Raw genomic sequence first — 18,894 nt, forward strand, 5'->3', positions numbered from 1 at the left:
AAGATTTTTTGTAAACATTATCATATTGTATGGACTTTTCAGAAAATTCGGCATATAATGTAATTAAGTTAATACATAAAGGGTGTTAGAGAGTAAGAGTTATACACTGATTTTAAAATATTTATAGTATTTTTAAATTGTTGTGTATCTTTTTTTTACCCTCTTTGTTAAATATTTAACCATTCTTTGAAGGAGGATTTATTATGGATTATTTAAAAGAATATAAAGAAAAACTAATTACAACTGAAAAAGCTTTAAATTTGGTTAAATCTGGAGATGAAATAGTGTGTTCTCTTGGACCTTGTGAGCCTCAAGGCTTTTTAAGTAAGCTTCATACTATTAAAGACAGGGTTGAGAATGTTAATGTTGTAACAATGTTAAGCTTAAATGAGTATAAATACGATACATTAGATGATATGAAAGGACATTTCTTTAACGAATCACTATTTATGGGAGCCCCAGATAGAAATGCCACAAAACATGGATTAAATTCATATATACCAACACATTTAAGATATTCTGCAACAAAGAGACTTAAATATAGAAAACCTAACATATTTATAGGTGCAGTAACTCCAATGGACAAGCATGGATTTTTCTCATTATCACTTTCACTAGTTTATGAAAGAGAAAATATTGATAATGCAGACATAGTAATATTTGAAGTTAATGAAAATTTACCTAGAGTACATGGAGACACACAAGTTCATATAAGTGAGGTTGATTATATATTAGAAAATACAACAAAAGTAAATGAGCTTATTTCTTCTAAACCATCTGAAAAGGATTTAGTAATTGGAGAATATATTTCTTCATTAGTAGAAGATGGTTCAACTATCCAACTTGGTATCGGTAGTATTCCAAATGCAGTTGCAGAATCACTTTCTAACAAAAAAGATTTAGGTGTTCATACTGAAATGATTACTGAAGGTATAGTAGATTTATTTAATAAAGGAGTAATTACAAATAGTAAAAAAACTATTCACCCTCACAAAATTATAGGTGCATTTGCTCTTGGTAGCCAAAAACTTTATGACTTCTTAGATGATAACCCTTGCGTTGAATTAAAAAGATGCTCATATGTAAACGATCCATACGTAATAAGTAAAAATAATAAGATGATATCTATAAATACTGCTCTTGCTGTTGATTTAACTGGTCAGTGTGCATCAGAAAGTATCGGCCTTAATCAATATAGTGGAACAGGTGGACAAACTGATACAGGAGTAGGTGCCGGACTTTGTACTAATGGTAAATCAATTATTGCACTTCATTCAACTGCAAAAAACGATACTATTTCAACAATAACTCCATCACATTACTTAGGATCTGCTATTTCTTATTCTAGAAATGATGTAGATTATATTGTTACTGAATATGGAATTGCAAGCTTATGTGGTAAAAGCATAAAGGAAAGGGCTGAAAGCTTAATAAAAATAGCTCACCCTAAATTTAGAGAAGAACTTAAAGAATTTGCTATAAAAAATAATATTTTATAAAGGATGTGTGTATTTATGAATCAAAAAGAATCAAACAAAAATATGGCTCTTAAAATAGACAATTTAACTCATCACATTCAAATGCTAGAATTAATGCTTAAAAGTTCATCATGCGAAGATGATGCAATGTTATACTTTGGAGAAGGCACTTGTGATTATTTAGATCATATAATAGATAACGCATCACAAGTAATAGGTGAATAATAAATTAAAGAAAAATGCAGACTTAGTTATTCCCTCTAAGTCTGCATTTTATTTTTATATGTATTTATATTTTAAGATCCAATAACAATTACCAGTAATCTATTAGTTTATTTTCATTTACAAATCAATACTTAAATTTTCTTTACTTTTATTTAAAGTTGTCTTTCTTTTAAATACTATTATATTACTTTTACTTACGCCTATATTTTGTGATGTATATATTCCAGTATGACCTGAGAAAATATAACTTATGCTACATGCCATAAACATATATATTGCATTTTCAGCACCAAACATTTCTATTCCTAATATAAATGAAGCTATTGGCGTGTTTGTTGCACCAGCAAAGACTCCAATTAATCCAAGAGATGCTAAGAAAGATGGTGATATATTAAGTATTGTAGATAATGTATTTCCAAGAGTTGATCCTATAACAAAAAGTGGTGTAACTTCTCCACCTTGATAACCTGCACCTAAAGTTAATGATGTAAATATTAATTTACCTAAAAAATCTAATGGATATACTATTTTATTAAAAGAATCTGATATTAAAGGTAAACTTAATCCTAAATATTTATCGCTTCCTACTATAAATACTAATAAAATTACAAGTATTCCACCAACAAAAGATTTTAATGGTGCATTTTTAAAAGTTTTTGAAAATATAGCTTTTAATTTATGAGTTAATACACTAAATAACTTACTTGTTAATCCAAATAAAATAGATGCAACTATAACTTTTAATACTATAGGTAGTGTAATAACATCTATTGTACTTGCACTATAATGGGCATGAGTTACTCCCATCTTTAAAACAACAAAATTTCCAACAATACTTGAAATAAAGCTTGGAATTATTGCTTCATAACTCATCTTACCTATAACAGCTACTTCAAGTCCAAATACAGTACCTGCAAGTGGTGTTCCAAAAATTGCTGCAAATCCTCCACTTACTCCTGTCATAAGTAAAATTTTATTTTCTTCTTTAGTTACCTTAAATAATTTCCCTACATTTTCAGCAATACTTGCTCCTATTTGTACCCCAGTTCCTTCTCTACCTGCTGAACCACCAAAAAGATGAGTTACAACAGTACCAAAATACACTAGTGGAACCATTCTAAGTGGTACATTATCACAACTTTCATTTATTTTTTCAATTATTAAATTATTTCCTTTTGACGCATTTTTACCGTACTTTGAATATAAGAAACCAACTAATGCTCCTCCAAATGGAAGTAAGAAAACCATCCAAAAATTATTTGTTCTAAATTCTGTAGCTTTCTCTAAAGAAATTAAAAACGTTCCAATTACGCCTCCAATAATTGCTCCTATTAAAGTACCCATTATTATCCACTTAAAACAAGTGAATGCTAAAACCATAGTGCTACTTCTTTTTAGTTTTTCTTTAAAATTCGTTTTTGTAATTTCCATCTGCTGTCTCCTTTATAAAATTTTTAGAAAAATAAAAAAACTCCTACAAATAAGGATATACCTATCCCCATTTGTAGGAGTCATTAGCTTATTAAAAGCAGTTAATGGCGAACTCCATCGCCTAAAAAAACACTTTGCTATATTATCATAAATTTTTGAGCTTGTCTACTTATAAATATAATATTTATAAGTTTGGATTATCATTTAAATACTTATTTATATTGTCCATATCCTTATCTCCTCTTCCAGATAAGTTAACTATTATAATATCGTCTTCTTTAACCTTTCCTTTTAACTTTTTAAGATATGCAACTGCATGAGCTGATTCTAATGCTGGTATTATTCCTTCCTTTTTAGTTAAATATAAAACCCCATCTCTTATTGCTTCTTTATCCGTAATACTATAATAATTTACTCTTTTAATATTTGATAAATAAGCATGTTCTGGGCCTACTGCTGGATAATCGAGACCTGCTGATATAGAATACGCTTCACTAGTATTTCCATCATCATCTTTTAATACATAAGTTAACATACCATGTACTATTCCTTTTTCACCAAGTGCTATAGTTGCTGCATTATATTTAGTATTAAGTCCAAGTCCTGCACCTTCAATACCAATTAAATTTACATCCTTATCATTTAAAAAGTCATTAAATATACCTATTGCATTACTACCTCCTCCAACTGCTGCTATTATAGTATTTGGTAATCGTCCTTCCTTTTCTATTATTTGTCTTTTTGCTTCTTCTCCTATTATTTTTTGAAAATCCCTAACGATACTAGGATATGGACTTGGTCCAACAGCAGAACCTATTAAATAATAACACTCATCCGAATGTTTAGATAAATATTCAAAAGCTTCATTTACTGCATCATTTAATGTTTTAGTTCCACTTTCAGCACTTATAACATTTGCTCCAAGTAGTTTCATTTTTCTAACATTAAGTGCCTGTCTTTCTATATCACAAGCTCCCATAAATATAGTGCACTCCATATTAAATTTTGCACAAACTGTAGCTGTTGCAACACCATGTTGTCCTGCACCGGTTTCTGCTATTATTTTCTTTTTACCCATCTTTTTAGCTAAAAGAATTTGTCCTATTGTATTATTTATTTTATGTGCTCCTGTATGATTTAAATCTTCTCTTTTAAGATAGATTTTACATCCAATATCTTCACTAATATTTTCTGCATAGTAAAGAGGAGTTGGTCTTCCAGAATACTCTTTTAAATAATATAAATATTCCTTCTTAAATTCTTCATCATTAATATATTTTTTATAACTTTCTTCTATTTCTTCTAATGCCTTCTTTATATTATCTGTTACAAATTGTCCTCCAAACTCGCCAAACATTCCTTTTCTTTCTTCAAATAAATTTTTCATAATAAATACCTCCAAACAAATTATTTTATAAAAGTAAACGAGCTACCTCGTCTTAAAATGAGACGAAGTAGCTCGTGCCACTCATTTTTTGTATGTAAAAATAAAAGCACTTCATCCTAACTCTAGGACGAAATGCTAAAATTTCGTTATACCACCTATGTGTACATACATTAATAAGATACGGAAATTAATCGATATCCTGTCCTTTTAACGGTAGACTTTCCGTATAGCCCTACTATCATTTTCGTAAGTTCAAGCTATCCTCTATAAGACCCATTCAGTAATATCTTAAAGTATTTAGTTCTCACCACACTAAATTCTCTGTAACTTCAGTTTTATTACCTACTCTTTCTTTTTAAAGCGAGTTTTTATATTTGTTTTATTATATGAATTTATTTAGAAAAAATGATTAAAATTCAAATTAAATTTTACGCAAAAAAGGCATCCTCTTTTAAGAGTGATGCCTTTTTTATAATTGTAATTTTAGAGTTATTTATTATTTAAGGTATATACTATTCTGCACATGCTTCCCTTCTCTTTTTATTTAATTCCTCATTTACTTCTGAAAGCTTATTTTTAGAAAGGTTGTACACAAAAGTTAATATTATTACTGTAAGTGCTAGTCCAACAAAATTTGCTCCACAAATTATATTTTTAATTCCAACACCAACTGCCTCAACTTGAGTAGCTGCTCCTGATTCATATCCTAAGAATCCTAGAGCAAACCCTCCAACACCACCAGCGATTGCTTGAGATAACTTTCTACATAATGAGTAAGAAGAATATACTATTCCTTCATTTCTATCTCCACTTAAATATTCTTGATAGTCAATAACATCTGCAACTAATGCCCATATTAATGCATTTACAAGTCCTGTACCTAATCCAGCTACCATAGTTAATCCAATATATACATAAGGATTAGTTATTGGCATAATAAATAGTACTAAATAAACTAACATTGCTAAAATTGAACCACCAATTGTTGCTTCTTTCTTACCGAATCTTTTTACTATAATCCCTACGAAAGGTAATATAGCAAATGTAGGTATTATAGTTGCTATTCCACCTAAAGAAATAAGATTTGCATTATTGAAATATTCTTTATATAAGTATGCATTTAGTGAAGCTCCTGTAAACATAGCTGCTAGCATAGCAAATGATGCTAAAGTTACTCCTATAAATGCTCTATTTTTTATTAATATTTTTAGTGTATTTCCTACACTCACTTTCTTTTTAGCGTCTGCTTTATAAACTATTCTTTCTGTTGTTAATCTAAACGTTATCACATAGCTTATAGAAGATATTATTGCAAAGATTACTGCACATTTAAAGAATCCTCCAGCTGTTACTACTCCATTTGTAAATACAATTTTAGGAACTATTAACATTACTAATAAGTTTGCTCCAATTGAACCTATATTTCTAAATGTTGAAAGTGCTGTTCTTTCATTTGGATCTGATGTCATAACTGAAGCTAAAGAACCATATGGTATATTAACTGCTGTGTATAGCATACCAAAAGCAATATATGTTACATAAGCATAAGGTACTTTCATATTATCTGGAAGTCCTGGAATAGCTGTAAATGCTAAAATTCCAACTAATGTCATAGGTATTCCATACTTAATTATATATGGTTTAAACTTTCCATGTTCTGTGTGCTTATTTTTGTCAACAATAATTCCCATTATAGGGTCATTTATAGCATCCCATATTCTAGCTACTATAAATAAAGTACCTACAGCAGTTGCACTTATTCCTAATATATCAGTATAAAATAGCATTAAGTAACTACTAACAAACATGAAGAATGCTCCACAACCTAAGTCTCCAAAAGCATATCCAATTTTATCTCCATTATTAAATTCCTTTGTTTTATTTCCTTTTGCACTAATAATATCTAAAACGCTCATATGTTAACCCCTTTCAAAATACTTTTTAGCATTTTTATAACAAATATTTTCTACAATTTCACCTAATATTTCTTCATCATAAGGATATTGTCCACTTTCAACTAATGATCCAAAGTAGTTACATAGTATCCTTCTAAAATATTCGTGTCTTGTATAAGATAAAAAGCTTCTTGAGTCTGTAACCATCCCCACAAATTGACTAATAAGACCTAGTTGTGATAATGCTGTCATTTGTCTTTCCATACCATCTTTTTGGTCGTTAAACCACCATCCAGATCCAAATTGTATCTTTCCTTTTATATTTCCACCTTGGAAATTACCAATCATAGTTCCTATAACTTCATTGTCTTTAGGATTTAAACAATAAAGAATTGTTTTTGGCAGATTATTTTCCTTATCTAGTGCATCTAATATTTTTGAAAGTGAATATGCTATTTCACCATCATCAATACTATCAAAGCCAGCATCTGCTCCAACTTTATTAAACATTCTAGTATTATTATTTCTTAATGCACCTATATGTAATTGCATTATCATATTTCTCTTTGAGTACATTTTTCCTAAAGAAATTAATACTGCTATAGAATATATTGCTGCTTCTTTTTCTGAAATTTCCTCACCATTTAATGCTCTTACAAATATATTGTTAACTTCTTCACATGAAAAATTAACAAAATTTACTCTCTCTAAGCTATGATCTGTAATCATACATCCATTTTCATAAAAATAATCTAATCTTGTTTCTAATGCTTTCTCTAAATCAGCAAAAGATTTTATTTTACAATTACTTACCTCTGATAATAACTTTATATATTCTATAAAGCCTTCATTTTTAATCTTCATAGCTTTCTCAGGTCTAAATGTTGGTGCAACAATACATTTAAAGTTACTATCTTCTTTAATTTGCTTATGATATTTTAAATCATCTACAGGATCATCTGTAGTTCCTATATATTCTACATTAGCCATTTCAATAAGTTTTTTGGCTGTTAATTTATTTTCCTTTATTTCTTTATTACATTTTTCCCATATAACTTTTGCTGTCTTTTCACTTAAAGTTTCCTCTACTTTAAAGAATCTTTTAAGTTCTAAATGAGACCAGTGATAAATTGGATTTCCAATTAAATATGGCATCATTTTTGCGAATTCATAAAACTTCTCATAGTCACTAGCATCACCAGTTATATACTTTTCATCTATACAATAGCTTCTCATAGCCCTCCACTTATAGTGATCATGGTATAACCACATTTCAGTAATATTTTTAAATTCATGATCTGTAGCTATTTCCATTGGGACTAGGTGACAGTGATAATCAAACACTGGCACCTTTGAAGCATAATTATGGTACAAAACTTTTGCTACTTCACTTTCTAGTAAAAAGTCTTTATCCATAAATTTCTTCATTTTTAAACTCCCCTTATATATTAATTTTTCCCTTTGTTAATTGCTTCTACTAACCCATTAATATAGACTGCACCTAAAGCTCTATCATATAATCCATACCCAGGTCTTCCAGTTTCTCCCCATATCATTCTACCATGATCTGGTCTGTATGGACCATCAAAATCATAATCACAGTAAGCTTTTACAATTTCGTAAAAATCTAATGAACCTGATTCTGATAAATGAGCAACTTCATTAAAACTACTATCTCCTGTTATTTTAACATTTCTAAGATGTGCAAAATGTATTCTATTTCTTTCTTTACCAAAATAGTTTATCATCTTAACAATATCATTAACCTTTGTACATCCTAAAGAGCCTGTACATAAAGTTACTCCATGATATGGACTATCATATAAATCTATAAATCTCTTTAAATTTTCAAAATTTGTTATTATTCTTGGAAGTCCAAATATACCCCATGGTGGATCATCCGGATGTATAGCCATCTTCATTCTAACTTCGTCTGCTACTTTCATTATTCTTTGTATAAAGTAATTTAAATTATTCCATAATGTTTCTTCATCTATATCTTTGTATTGATCTAATAATGCTTTAAGTCCACCTTCTCCATAAGATGTATCCCATCCTGGTAATTCTAATTCTCCTAAAGCTGGATCCATTTTTTTAACTTGATCTTCGTCATATATTAAACATGTTGAACCATCTTCTAATTCGTAATTTAAATCAGATCTTGTCCAATCAAAAACTGGCATAAAATTATAACATATTGTATCTATACCTGCTTTAGCTAAATTTCTAATAGTTTGTATATAGTTGTCTATATACTTATCTCTTGTAGGTAATCCAAGTTTTATATCTTCATGAACTGGTACACTCTCAATTACTGAAAGTTCTAATCCATGACTTTCAACTTCTCTTTTTAATTCTAAAATTCTCTCTAATGGCCATACTTCACCAACTGGTATATCATATATAGCTGTTACTATCCCTTTCATTCCTGGTATTTGCTTTATATATTCAATCTTTACAGGATCGTCTTTCCCATACCATCTAAATGTCATCTTCATAATTTTGTCACCTCTTACCCTTTAATTTTTTCAAATTTACTAATAAATTCTTTTGCTTTATTTTCTATATCTTTAAGTGATCCTTTAATTAATGAACTACCAACACCCACACAGGCAACTCCGTTTTCAAACCACTCTTCAATGTTATCTACTGAAACTCCTCCTGTTGGCATTACTTCAACATTTGGAATTGGTGCCTTTATAGCTTTTACAAACTTTGCTCCAAATAAATCCCCTGGGAATAATTTAATCATCTTATTTCCTGCATCCATTGCTTTCATTATTTCTCCTACAGTCATGCAGCCTGGTAAGTACAATACATTCATAGCCTTACAAACTGTATTTATTTCTTCACTATACCCTGGACTTACAACATATTTTGCACCTGCTTCAATTGCATCAGAAGCCATTTTCCCATTTAAAACACTTCCAACTCCAATTAAAGCCTCTTCATTTGAACTATATTCCCTTATAAGTTCAACTACATTTGGTATAGTGTAAGTAAGCTCTAATGATTTAATTCCTCCTCTTAAGCATGCTTCCATATATCCCTTTGCTTCTTCATGATTTTTACCTCTAATTACGGCTACAATCCCATTACCCTTTAATTTTTCTAAAATCATTAATATTCCTCCTATACACCTGAATAAGCTGAGAATGCTCCATCAACTGGAATAACAACTCCATTTACAAATCCTGATGCCTCTTCAGATACTAGATATAATAATGTTCCTATTAATTCATCTGCTTCCCCGAATCTTTTCATTGGTGTGCTATTAAGTATTTTTTCAGTTCTTGCAGTTGGTGTTCCATCTTCATTAAATAATAATTTTTCATTTTGAGCTGTTACAAAGAATCCTGGTGCTATTGCATTTACTCTAACTCCAACCTTTGACATATGAACTGCAAGCCATTGAGTAAAGTTACTTACTGCAGCTTTTGCTCCTGAATATGCTGGTATTTTTGTTAAAGGTGTAAATGCATTCATTGATGATATGTTAATTATTGTTGCACCTTTTCTATTTATCATATCTTTACTAAATTCTTGTGATGGAAGTAATGTTCCTAAGAAATTTAGATTAAATACAAATTCTACTCCTTTAGGATCTAAATCAAAGAATGTTGTTAATTCTTCATTGCCTATATCTTCTGCATCTAAGTATTCCTTAGTTGTAGTTCCCTTTGGATGATTTCCTCCAGCACCATTTATTAAAATATCTACTGGTCCAAATTCATTAAGTATAATTTCATGAGCTTTTCTTAAGCTTTCTTTATCTAAAACATTAGTTTCAATTCCTATTGCTGTTCCGCCTTTTTCGTTTATCTCTTTTGCTTTGTTATCGCAAGCTTCTTGTCCTAATGCTAGTATCGCAACTTTTGCACCACACTTTGCTAATGCATCAGCCATTGCACCACAAAGAACTCCTGTCCCACCTGTTACAACGCAAACTTTATCTTTTAATTCAATATTAAATGGTAATTTCATTTTTATTCCTCCTCACATCTGTTATACTTGTATACTAGCATATTAATATATAAATTTCAATACTTTTTGTATACATTTTCATAAAAATTTTTATAAAATAAAAAAACACTTAAAATTATCTTATAAATTAATAATTTCAAGTGTTAAGTAATCTACTCTCTATTCTTTATATAACATGCTATATCGCTGTTTTCTTCTATTAATTTGTCCCATTCTTTAACTGGCGCCTTTATATGATTAAATACAAATTCCTCAATAATACCTTTATCTTTATTTTTTATTATATCTAAATATGTCATATGTTGATCTACTAAAAACTCCTTATTAAGTTTCATTTCAGCTAATAATCTCATTCTATTATAATGAGTACTTATATTGCTTATAGATTCCCATACATTATTTTTTTCTATTCCTTCAAAAAGTAACTTATGAAATTCTTTATCTAAATTATGAAATTCTAATAAATTATCGGCTCTATTTTTAATTAATTTTTGAGCAAATAAACATTTTTCTAATTCCATTAATGTATCTTCTGAAAAATTATCACATGCCTCTTTTAATGCTTCTTTTTCTAAGTTATATCTCATAAAAATAGCTTCTTTTATTATTTTCCAATCTATTAATGATACATATGTACCAGCTTGTGGTTTAACCTCTATTAGTTTTTCTCCTTTTAATTTTATTAAAACTTCTCTTATAGGAGTTCTTGAAACGTTTAACTTTTTGGCTAAATCTGATTCGCTTATTAATTCTCCTGGCTTTAATTCTAAGCACATAATATTATCTTTTAATACTCGATATACATATTCCTTTCCAGTCTCTTTATCTAATTTATCATAAAGAATCACTTATAATACCTCCTGCTCATCGCATTTAAATTTTTTAATACACTTTTTAGTATACTAGTATGATATGTATTATATCATAAAAAATTAGGCATACATAGTATGCCTAATTTTAATATTATTATTTTAGATTTATTTTTTATATCCAAAATTAGGTATATTAGTCCATCTTTCACGTAATGAATGAGCAATCATCTTAGGCTTTCTTTCTCTTGTAAATATACCTTTTTTATTCCCTTGAACTCTTATAATTCCTTGACTTGTAGCAAAATCAGCAAAATTCCATACTTGTTCTCCTACGAAGTTTTTGCACTTATCCACTGCTTCATGGTTTGCCTTATAATACTCAACTTGATACTCTTCAGTAAACATAACCGGAACTGTATCATGCATTCCAGCAACAGTATCAGCTCCATATTCTGTGAACATAATAGGCTTATTTGGACATCTTTTTTCCCATCCATTTAATTCTTCTTGAAGCATTCTCTTAGCTTCTTCTAAATCCCCACCTGCAATATACCATCCATAATATCTATTAAGGCATAATACATCTACAATATCTCCAACTTTACATTTATCTGGAGTAGACATTAAATAAGTTACTACTGTAACAGGTCTCTTTTGCGGATCTAATTCCTTTGTTAATTTTATTAATGGTTCGAAGTATTCTTTTGCACCTTCTGCATCTGAATCTGGTTCATTTGCAACAGACCACATTACTACAGATGGATGATTTTTATCTCTTTCAACTAACTCTTTTAATATTTGTTCATGTGCTTCTTTAGTTCCAATTTCTTTCCAAGTATCTCTTCTAACTCCACCACCAAATAGGCCTCCTGTAGCCATGAAGTTTAAATGTAATCCAACTGCTGGAGTTTCATCTATTATAACTATACCTTCTCTATCTGCAAGTCTCATTATTTCTTCTGAATATGGATAATGTGCTGTTCTAAATGAGTTTGCACCAATCCATTTCATTAAATTAAAGTCTTTTACATTAATAGCCTCATTAAATCCTCTTCCATTAACATGTGAATCTTCATGTTTACCAAACCCTTTGAAGTAGAAAGGCTTATTATTAATTAAGAACTTACCATCTTTAACTTCTACTGTTCTTACTCCAAACTCTTCTATATAAGTATCAACTAAAGCACCATCTTTAACTAAATCTATTTTTAACTTATATAAATAAGCATTCATTGGCTCCCATAACTTAACGTCTTTTATAGTAACTTTTCCATTTGATCCATTAGAAGTTGCTACTACATTATTGTCTTCATCAATTATTGATATATTAACGTCTGCTTCTCCTACAAATTTTACATCATAATCTACATAACCATTTGTATCTTCAAAATTAGTTACGATAGTTACATCTTTTACATAAGTTTTTGGTGTTGTGTAAATCTTAACTGGTCTATGAATCCCTGCATAGTTAAAGAAGTCAAAATTAACAAGATTTTTCATAACCTTCTTACCGTTAACTTCAGTTTCTTTTAACAATCCTACTGGTAGAGTAGTTTCATCAATTATATTATTTACAGCAACAGTTAATCTGTTTTCTCCTGATACTAATAATTCATTTATTTCAGCTTCAAAAGGAGTAAATCCACCTTTATGCTCAACTAAGAATTTTCCATTTAAATATACTTTTGCTTCATGAGTTGCTGATCCAAATCTTAATACTATTCTTTCATCTAATAAGTTTTTATGAATAGTAAAGTTTCTTTCATACCAAACCCAGCCCACATGATCTCTTATCTCTTCAGCTTCAACTAAATCATTATATGATGATGGTACAGCCATCTCTATTGTATCTTTTAGATTTGATTCATACCATTTTTCTGAAAAACCATTTCCCTTATCTAATTTAAATCTCCATATACCATTTAAGTCTATAACATTTCTTGATTCTGTCATTATTGGATATAACATAATAAAAACCTCCCAAACTTTCTTTATTTATATATAATTTATTATAATCTTGTTTCCCATCTTCCACAGAATACAGTTTCATTGTATTCTCCTTCAAACTCTTCTTCACCTTTTATTTTCTTTATAGTTTCTTTTATTACAGTTCTTGTTGAACCATATGCATTTATAAATGTCTTCATCATAGGTAAATCAAATAAATTAGTAGTTTGACTTAATGATACACATATTGTTGGAATTTCTCTAACATACCAAGGTATCTCATTACTATGTCCTATTGACCATTGAACTCTAACAACATTTTCTTGACAGTATCCTTTCATATTTACAAACATAAGAACTGCATCATAATTATCAGTCATTTCTTTTACACTTTCACTAAACATTGAATTCATTACATTTTTAATGTTATGACCATCCTTAGCTGCTAAATCATGATAAGATTCATGCATATCTACTTCAAATCCAGCTTCTTCAAGTTCTTCTTTTATTGAATCCTTTGTAGAACTATTTCCCATAATCATATCAAGTGGTTGAGGATTAGTTATATAATAAACTTTTAATCTCTTATGAGTCTCTGGTGTTAAAGGAAGATTATTTTCTGTATCTTTAACTAAAGTTATACTTCTTTTTGCTGCATCAACTGCCAAGTTTTTATGTTCTTCACAACCTAATAAATTTAAATCTTCCTTAGGAGGCATCATTTCTCCTAATTCTTTTTCTTTGTGTAGTCCTATTGATGCTTTTAATCCTAAGATTCTCTTTAGAGCATTTTCAAGTCTTTCTTCTGTAATTATTCCTTCTTTATATCCATTCATCATATATTCAAAATCTTCTTCTGGATGATGGAAGAATAAGAACATATCACAACCTGCAGCTATTGCTCTTGGCACTTGCTCTTTTCTTGGCATAGCACTTGTTAAACCTAACATATGAGATGCATCAGTTACTATTAATCCATTAAATCCTAATTGATCTCTTAATAGATTTTGTAATATTTCTGGTGCTAATGTTGCTGGCTTTATTTCAGCATCAGTCATCCCTTTAACAAACTTTTTTGAATATGAAGGTAGTGCTATATGGCCTATCATCATACTTTTTAGTCCATCTTCTATTAATCCTTTATAAACCTTTCCGAAAGTATTATCCCATTCTTCACAAGTTTGATCATTTACTCCCATAAGTAAATGTTGATCTCTTTCTTCAACTCCGTCTCCTGGGAAATGCTTAGTGCAAGCTATCATTTTACTTTCTTCAAGTCCTTTTATATATGCTCTTGAATATTCTAATACTCTTTCTGGATCATCTCCATAAGATCTAGTATTTATTATTGTATTTCTCCAATTTAAGAATATATCAGATACTGGTCCAAATGCCCAATTACATCCTATTGCAGCAGACTCTTTTCCTGAAACATACCCTACATTATAAGCTACTTTATCATCTTTAACTGCACCTGCAGCTGCTTGAGTTGCTATATAAGTTCCGCCTTGAGCTGCTCCATCTCCACCTGATTCACAATTACAAGCTACTAATAAAGGTAATTTAGATGCTTCTTTATACTTCTTTATTTGTTCATATACCTGATCTGCTTTTCCTCCCATATATCTTGCTGCACCAGGTTGATACTTCTTAATTGTCTCTACAGCTGTTTTACCTCCATCTGGAGTTTTATCCATTATAACAAATAGCTGTCCTATTTTTTCTTCAATAGTCATTCCTTTTATAGTATCTTCTACCCATTTTATATCTTCATCTGATAAATAAAACGGTTTTCCTTTTAAATCTACTTCTCTCATATAGTCATCCCTTTCTTTATTTTACAATTCATTTGTATACTTTAAATAAAAATTTTTAAGTTACCTTTTTATATTGCATAGACCACTATCTATTAGTGAATCTACTGTATCTTCATCAATAAGATTTATATCCCCTATTATTGAATGTTTTAATGCGCTTGAACATATTCCAAATTCAATAACTCTTGTCTCTTCCATATCTTTTAAAATCCCATGAAGTATTCCTGCTGTAAAAGCATCCCCTCCACCAACTCTGTCTAAAATATCAAATGTGTATTCATTAGATTTAAAAAGTTTCTCTCCATTAAATAGATATCCTTTTAATGTATTATTATTTATTGAATTTACTGTTCTTCTAGTACATGCAGTATATTTTAAATTTGGATATTTTTTAAATAATTCTTTATAAAGTTCTTCTAAATTTTCTTCAAATTCTAAATTTTTATCTTCAAATTTTAATATATTAATCATATCTAAGTGACCTAAAAAGACAAAATCAATATACGGTAGTATCTCATTAAAGAATCTTCCAGCTTCTTCAAGAGACCATAATTTATTTCTGTAATTAGAATCGTAGGATACTAGTATACCTTTATCTTTGCAAGCCTTTATAAACTTAATTAAAAAGTCATATAATTCATTGCTTAAAGCTGGAGTTATACCAGATAAATGAACAATTCCTACGTCCTCTAAAATTTTATCTATATCAAACTCTTCCTTAGAAGCCATAGATATAGCTGAATACTTTCTATCATATATAACTTCTGTACTTCTTAATCCATGTCCTATTTCTGAATAATATATTCCTAGTCTACCTTCTCCTAAAATAATATCTTTAACATCAACATTGTATCCTCTAAATTTATTTATAACCTTTTGTCCTAAATAATTATCTGGTAGTTTTGTTACAAATTTAGTGTTATGACCAAACATAGCAAGACTAGCTATTACATTGGCTTCCCCCCCTGAATAAACTGCATCAAAAGAATTTGCTTGAATTATCTTTTGATTATTTGGAGGTGTAAGTCTTAGCATTATTTCTCCAAATCCTAAAATCTTTTTATTTTTAAATGATAATTCCATATTATTCCCTTCCTATAATTTTCTCTATTGTGCTAATTTAATTATCTTTTGATAAATTTTTCTCAAATTCGTTTACAACTTGCTCTTGATATTTATCCATGTATGTATTATTAATAAATTTATCTAATACTTCACTTAAAAATCTTTCCCATGACTCTTTTTCTTTTTTAACTAATATAGGATAATAAAGTACCTCATTAACTTTTGCTGCCTCATAATCACCTAACGCATCTCCAACCATTAGGATGTTGTCTCTTTTATATCCCTTTTCAATAAGCTTGCTTATACAATAAGACTTTGATCCAATATTTTGAGTTAATACTATATCAACATGTTCTAAAAGACCATGTTCTTTCCATTCATCTAAAACAGCTTGTTCATTTGCAGAAGACACTATTGCTATGTCTGCAATTTTTTTAGCTTCTTTTATTCCTTCAGCGACTCCTTCAAATGGACGTTTTTCGTTATCACTTAATAAATTAATTGATGCATTAACTGCCTTAGACCAAGCTAGAGCTTTCTTTAAACAAATACTATCATTTTTTTCTATTATATTTTCTAAAGATTCGTTTGAAAGTTCTTTAGTTTTATTTGTCCATTTTACAAATTCATCTATACCATCTATCTTTTTATATTTTTCATTAATTTCTATAAGAGCTAAAGCTAGTCCCTTAAATCTATTTATGCCCCTAGTAATAGTGTATAGATTGACTTCATTCCATCTATTTAATATTTGGCTTTCCCATTCCTCAAGATTCCACTCTTTTACCATACATGGTCCAAAACATTTAATATGCTTAATATCCATTGTATCTATTGCACATCCATCAGAATCTATACAAATAAGAAAATTCTTTTTCTTATTAAAATTATCTAAAGCATTGCCCATACCTTCACCTACTCCTATATTTTCTAATACAAATTTACTTTTTATTTATTATAATTTAATTGCTATACTTGTATACTAGCATATTAATATAAATATTTCAACTATTTTTTGAATACCTTTTCATGAAAAATAAATATTTTAGATTGATTTTTGAAAATATATATGAAATAAGAAGGATAAGAAAAAATGTATTCTAACCTGCTTATTATTTTTTACACAGCATTTGTAATGTTCGTAAAGTATAAGTTAAATGGAAAAAGACTGTCTATTTTGAGACAGCCCCTTTTAAAAATTATTTTTCTATACTCTTCTGCATTTTCATAACTATTATTTTTATTTTTAGGAATATGGTGATGTAAATTCTACCTTTTAATTTAAAAATATTTCACCCATTAATTTAATTTTTTCTGTTATCTCTTTACATTTCTTATGTTCACTTTTATACAACTGAACTTTTTCTTTTAATGTGAATTCTCTTTCTTCCCAAGTTGATTCACAATTTTTACATTTACGATTTGGTTCATCCCCCTCAAATATACATCCACCAAGTTCTATATTCCCTTTTTTATACTCTTTTATTGCTTCTTCAGTTGGATCTCCATATACTATTTTTATTACTTCACTTGATCCACAAACTGGGCATCTATTATATTTATTCATTTAAATCACACTTTCTCTTTTAGTATTTTCTATAAAATCTTATACAATTTTATACTTTAAATTCCAATTAGTCTAAATTCAATTATTATATCAACAAAATCACTAGCTTTAAAAGAGTTAGTGGTCTTAAATATTATTTTACATATTTTTTTAATTTTGCTTTACTTAATATTAAGCTATATTACTTTTTACGTATTTAACAGTTGTTTTTGTATAACAATTGAAAGCCCCTTTCCTATTTTTCTTCCCTGCGGTATTACTACTGTCTTTTTTAATTTTTTATGCTTAAAAATACCATGACCTCCATTACTTCTTATTAATTTATATCCTTTACGTATTGCTAATTTTGAAAGTTCTGAATATTTATCAATATACCTATATATATTTTTTTTATTATTTTGTGATTTATTTATTAGTATTGATTCAATTTTATTGATATTTTCTGTTAATTGAGTTTTTTGATTTTTACACTCTAATATAACTTTTTCAAGTTCATTTGAATGTTTATTATATTCAATCAATTCTTCTCCATATTCTTCTTCTAATTCATATATAAATATATTTTCAATACTATTATATATAAATTTACCACTTTTTGAATCAACTACTCCACTAAGAATTAAATAATTAATATTATCCTCATATAATTTAATCATTATATTATTATTAATATTATAAGAAATATTAATTAAATTATTAATTTCCCTTCCTATATACGAATCTTCAACATATTCTTCTAAAGACATTGATTTCATTATCTCTTCTTCAATATCCATTACACAACAACAATTTAAGCATATATTATTTTCTTGAATAAAATTGCAGCTCTGTTCAATAATTTCATCTTCTACATAATCCTTTATACTATTAAACAACATTTGTATTTCTTTTTGTATCATTCCTAGACAATAATTCTTTAAATAAAATACTTCAGATGTCAATTCCATAGATCTTGCCATTTCTGTTAAATCTTCTATGACTAAGTTATTCATAATAGAATTTGCTAGTTCTTCTATATTGCAACTAATTAAATCTGAATAAAGTAATATATTTTCTCTGACAATTGCTAACAAATCTATATATGAAATTTCAATATTTTCTTTTAATTTTTCCGAAATATTATCCTTAATTATATTTTTGCTATTATCAGCAAATTCTAAAATATAATCAACTAATGCTGTATTTTTGATTAATTCTACATATTCATCAATTTGTTTTTCTATTATTTTAATAAATAATTGTTCTTTTGTTTTTATTATTTCTTTATTTTTATTAGTCATAATTGT

At 28.5% G+C, this 18,894-nt stretch carries 16 protein-coding genes and 1 riboswitch; of the genes, 2 read left to right on the top strand and 14 right to left on the bottom strand.

Annotated elements, in window-relative coordinates; translation table 11 throughout:
- Nucleotides 1–203 precede the first annotated feature (203 nt).
- Together ACZ5TJ_RS08310 and ACZ5TJ_RS08315 are read left to right on the top strand one after the other, a co-directional pair.
- Nucleotides 204–1,499 carry an acetyl-CoA hydrolase/transferase family protein gene (locus ACZ5TJ_RS08310; protein ID WP_464198701.1) on the top strand — a complete coding sequence of 432 codons (1,296 nt, stop codon included), beginning with the start codon at nucleotides 204–206 and terminating at the stop codon, nucleotides 1,497–1,499.
- Between the two features lie 15 nt (nucleotides 1,500–1,514).
- Nucleotides 1,515–1,703 (top strand): hypothetical protein, encoded by a 189-nt coding sequence (locus tag ACZ5TJ_RS08315; protein WP_464198703.1) that lies wholly within the window; start codon nucleotides 1,515–1,517, stop codon nucleotides 1,701–1,703.
- A gap of 117 nt (nucleotides 1,704–1,820) precedes the next feature.
- Here ACZ5TJ_RS08315 and ACZ5TJ_RS08320 read toward each other — a convergent pair whose 3' ends face one another.
- The 14 genes from ACZ5TJ_RS08320 to ACZ5TJ_RS08385 all read right to left on the bottom strand — a co-directional run bounded on the left by ACZ5TJ_RS08320 (nucleotide 1,821) and on the right by ACZ5TJ_RS08385 (nucleotide 18,888).
- Nucleotides 1,821–3,134 (bottom strand): voltage-gated chloride channel family protein, encoded by a 1,314-nt coding sequence (locus ACZ5TJ_RS08320; protein ID WP_464198705.1) that lies wholly within the window; start codon nucleotides 3,132–3,134, stop codon nucleotides 1,821–1,823.
- A gap of 67 nt (nucleotides 3,135–3,201) precedes the next feature.
- Nucleotides 3,202–3,265: riboswitch (Fluoride riboswitch) on the bottom strand.
- Nucleotides 3,266–3,318: 53 nt separating this feature from the next.
- Nucleotides 3,319–4,521 (bottom strand): tryptophan synthase subunit beta, encoded by a 1,203-nt coding sequence (gene trpB / locus ACZ5TJ_RS08325; RefSeq protein ID WP_464198707.1) that lies wholly within the window; start codon nucleotides 4,519–4,521, stop codon nucleotides 3,319–3,321.
- 512 nt (nucleotides 4,522–5,033) lie between these two features.
- Nucleotides 5,034–6,437 carry an MFS transporter gene (locus tag ACZ5TJ_RS08330; protein ID WP_464198709.1) on the bottom strand — a complete coding sequence of 468 codons (1,404 nt, stop codon included), beginning with the start codon at nucleotides 6,435–6,437 and terminating at the stop codon, nucleotides 5,034–5,036.
- 3 nt (nucleotides 6,438–6,440) lie between these two features.
- Entirely contained in the window at nucleotides 6,441–7,844 is a 1,404-nt protein-coding gene (gene uxaC, locus ACZ5TJ_RS08335; RefSeq protein ID WP_464198711.1) for a glucuronate isomerase, read from the bottom strand.
- A gap of 20 nt (nucleotides 7,845–7,864) precedes the next feature.
- Nucleotides 7,865–8,914: a mannonate dehydratase gene (gene uxuA / locus ACZ5TJ_RS08340; protein ID WP_464198713.1), complete on the bottom strand. Its 1,050-nt coding sequence runs from the start codon at nucleotides 8,912–8,914 to the stop codon at nucleotides 7,865–7,867.
- 14 nt (nucleotides 8,915–8,928) lie between these two features.
- Nucleotides 8,929–9,537, bottom strand: coding sequence for a bifunctional 4-hydroxy-2-oxoglutarate aldolase/2-dehydro-3-deoxy-phosphogluconate aldolase (locus ACZ5TJ_RS08345; protein WP_464198715.1), 609 nt, complete (start codon nucleotides 9,535–9,537; stop codon nucleotides 8,929–8,931).
- A gap of 11 nt (nucleotides 9,538–9,548) precedes the next feature.
- Nucleotides 9,549–10,400, bottom strand: coding sequence for an SDR family oxidoreductase (locus tag ACZ5TJ_RS08350; protein WP_464198717.1), 852 nt, complete (start codon nucleotides 10,398–10,400; stop codon nucleotides 9,549–9,551).
- Between the two features lie 152 nt (nucleotides 10,401–10,552).
- Nucleotides 10,553–11,248, bottom strand: a complete 696-nt coding sequence (locus ACZ5TJ_RS08355) for a GntR family transcriptional regulator (protein ID WP_464198719.1) — start codon at nucleotides 11,246–11,248, stop codon at nucleotides 10,553–10,555.
- A gap of 129 nt (nucleotides 11,249–11,377) precedes the next feature.
- On the bottom strand, nucleotides 11,378–13,180 hold the full coding sequence (gene uidA, locus ACZ5TJ_RS08360; RefSeq protein ID WP_464198721.1) for a beta-glucuronidase: 1,803 nt from the start codon (nucleotides 13,178–13,180) through the stop codon (nucleotides 11,378–11,380).
- 41 nt (nucleotides 13,181–13,221) lie between these two features.
- On the bottom strand, nucleotides 13,222–14,976 hold the full coding sequence (locus ACZ5TJ_RS08365) for a glycoside hydrolase family 3 protein (protein WP_464198723.1): 1,755 nt from the start codon (nucleotides 14,974–14,976) through the stop codon (nucleotides 13,222–13,224).
- Nucleotides 14,977–15,036: 60 nt separating this feature from the next.
- The gene (locus ACZ5TJ_RS08370) at nucleotides 15,037–16,059 is read right to left on the bottom strand and encodes a PfkB family carbohydrate kinase (protein ID WP_464198725.1); all 1,023 of its coding nucleotides are present in this window, start codon (nucleotides 16,057–16,059) and stop codon (nucleotides 15,037–15,039) included.
- Between the two features lie 37 nt (nucleotides 16,060–16,096).
- The gene (locus ACZ5TJ_RS08375; protein ID WP_464198727.1) at nucleotides 16,097–16,948 is read right to left on the bottom strand and encodes an HAD family hydrolase; all 852 of its coding nucleotides are present in this window, start codon (nucleotides 16,946–16,948) and stop codon (nucleotides 16,097–16,099) included.
- A gap of 369 nt (nucleotides 16,949–17,317) precedes the next feature.
- Nucleotides 17,318–17,608: a hypothetical protein gene (locus ACZ5TJ_RS08380; RefSeq protein ID WP_464198729.1), complete on the bottom strand. Its 291-nt coding sequence runs from the start codon at nucleotides 17,606–17,608 to the stop codon at nucleotides 17,318–17,320.
- Between the two features lie 188 nt (nucleotides 17,609–17,796).
- The gene (locus ACZ5TJ_RS08385; protein WP_464198731.1) at nucleotides 17,797–18,888 is read right to left on the bottom strand and encodes a type II toxin-antitoxin system HicA family toxin; all 1,092 of its coding nucleotides are present in this window, start codon (nucleotides 18,886–18,888) and stop codon (nucleotides 17,797–17,799) included.
- Nucleotides 18,889–18,894 lie beyond the last annotated feature (6 nt).

It is taken from the genome of Clostridium budayi, from assembly GCF_055396605.1.

What these genes read in the sequence shown, in the direction of transcription:
- ACZ5TJ_RS08310 (WP_464198701.1), top strand. Translation starts at nt 204, where the DNA reads ATGGATTATTTAAAAGAATATAAAGAAAAACTAATTACAACTGAAAAA.
- ACZ5TJ_RS08315 (WP_464198703.1), top strand. Translation starts at nt 1,515, where the DNA reads ATGAATCAAAAAGAATCAAACAAAAATATGGCTCTTAAAATAGACAAT.
- ACZ5TJ_RS08320 (WP_464198705.1), bottom strand. Translation starts at nt 3,134, where the DNA reads ATGGAAATTACAAAAACGAATTTTAAAGAAAAACTAAAAAGAAGTAGC.
- trpB (WP_464198707.1), bottom strand. Translation starts at nt 4,521, where the DNA reads ATGAAAAATTTATTTGAAGAAAGAAAAGGAATGTTTGGCGAGTTTGGA.
- ACZ5TJ_RS08330 (WP_464198709.1), bottom strand. Translation starts at nt 6,437, where the DNA reads ATGAGCGTTTTAGATATTATTAGTGCAAAAGGAAATAAAACAAAGGAA.
- uxaC (WP_464198711.1), bottom strand. Translation starts at nt 7,844, where the DNA reads ATGAAGAAATTTATGGATAAAGACTTTTTACTAGAAAGTGAAGTAGCA.
- uxuA (WP_464198713.1), bottom strand. Translation starts at nt 8,914, where the DNA reads ATGAAGATGACATTTAGATGGTATGGGAAAGACGATCCTGTAAAGATT.
- ACZ5TJ_RS08345 (WP_464198715.1), bottom strand. Translation starts at nt 9,537, where the DNA reads ATGATTTTAGAAAAATTAAAGGGTAATGGGATTGTAGCCGTAATTAGA.
- ACZ5TJ_RS08350 (WP_464198717.1), bottom strand. Translation starts at nt 10,400, where the DNA reads ATGAAATTACCATTTAATATTGAATTAAAAGATAAAGTTTGCGTTGTA.
- uidA (WP_464198721.1), bottom strand. Translation starts at nt 13,180, where the DNA reads ATGTTATATCCAATAATGACAGAATCAAGAAATGTTATAGACTTAAAT.
- ACZ5TJ_RS08365 (WP_464198723.1), bottom strand. Translation starts at nt 14,976, where the DNA reads ATGAGAGAAGTAGATTTAAAAGGAAAACCGTTTTATTTATCAGATGAA.
- ACZ5TJ_RS08370 (WP_464198725.1), bottom strand. Translation starts at nt 16,059, where the DNA reads ATGGAATTATCATTTAAAAATAAAAAGATTTTAGGATTTGGAGAAATA.
- ACZ5TJ_RS08375 (WP_464198727.1), bottom strand. Translation starts at nt 16,948, where the DNA reads ATGGGCAATGCTTTAGATAATTTTAATAAGAAAAAGAATTTTCTTATT.
- ACZ5TJ_RS08380 (WP_464198729.1), bottom strand. Translation starts at nt 17,608, where the DNA reads ATGAATAAATATAATAGATGCCCAGTTTGTGGATCAAGTGAAGTAATA.
- ACZ5TJ_RS08385 (WP_464198731.1), bottom strand. Translation starts at nt 18,888, where the DNA reads ATGACTAATAAAAATAAAGAAATAATAAAAACAAAAGAACAATTATTT.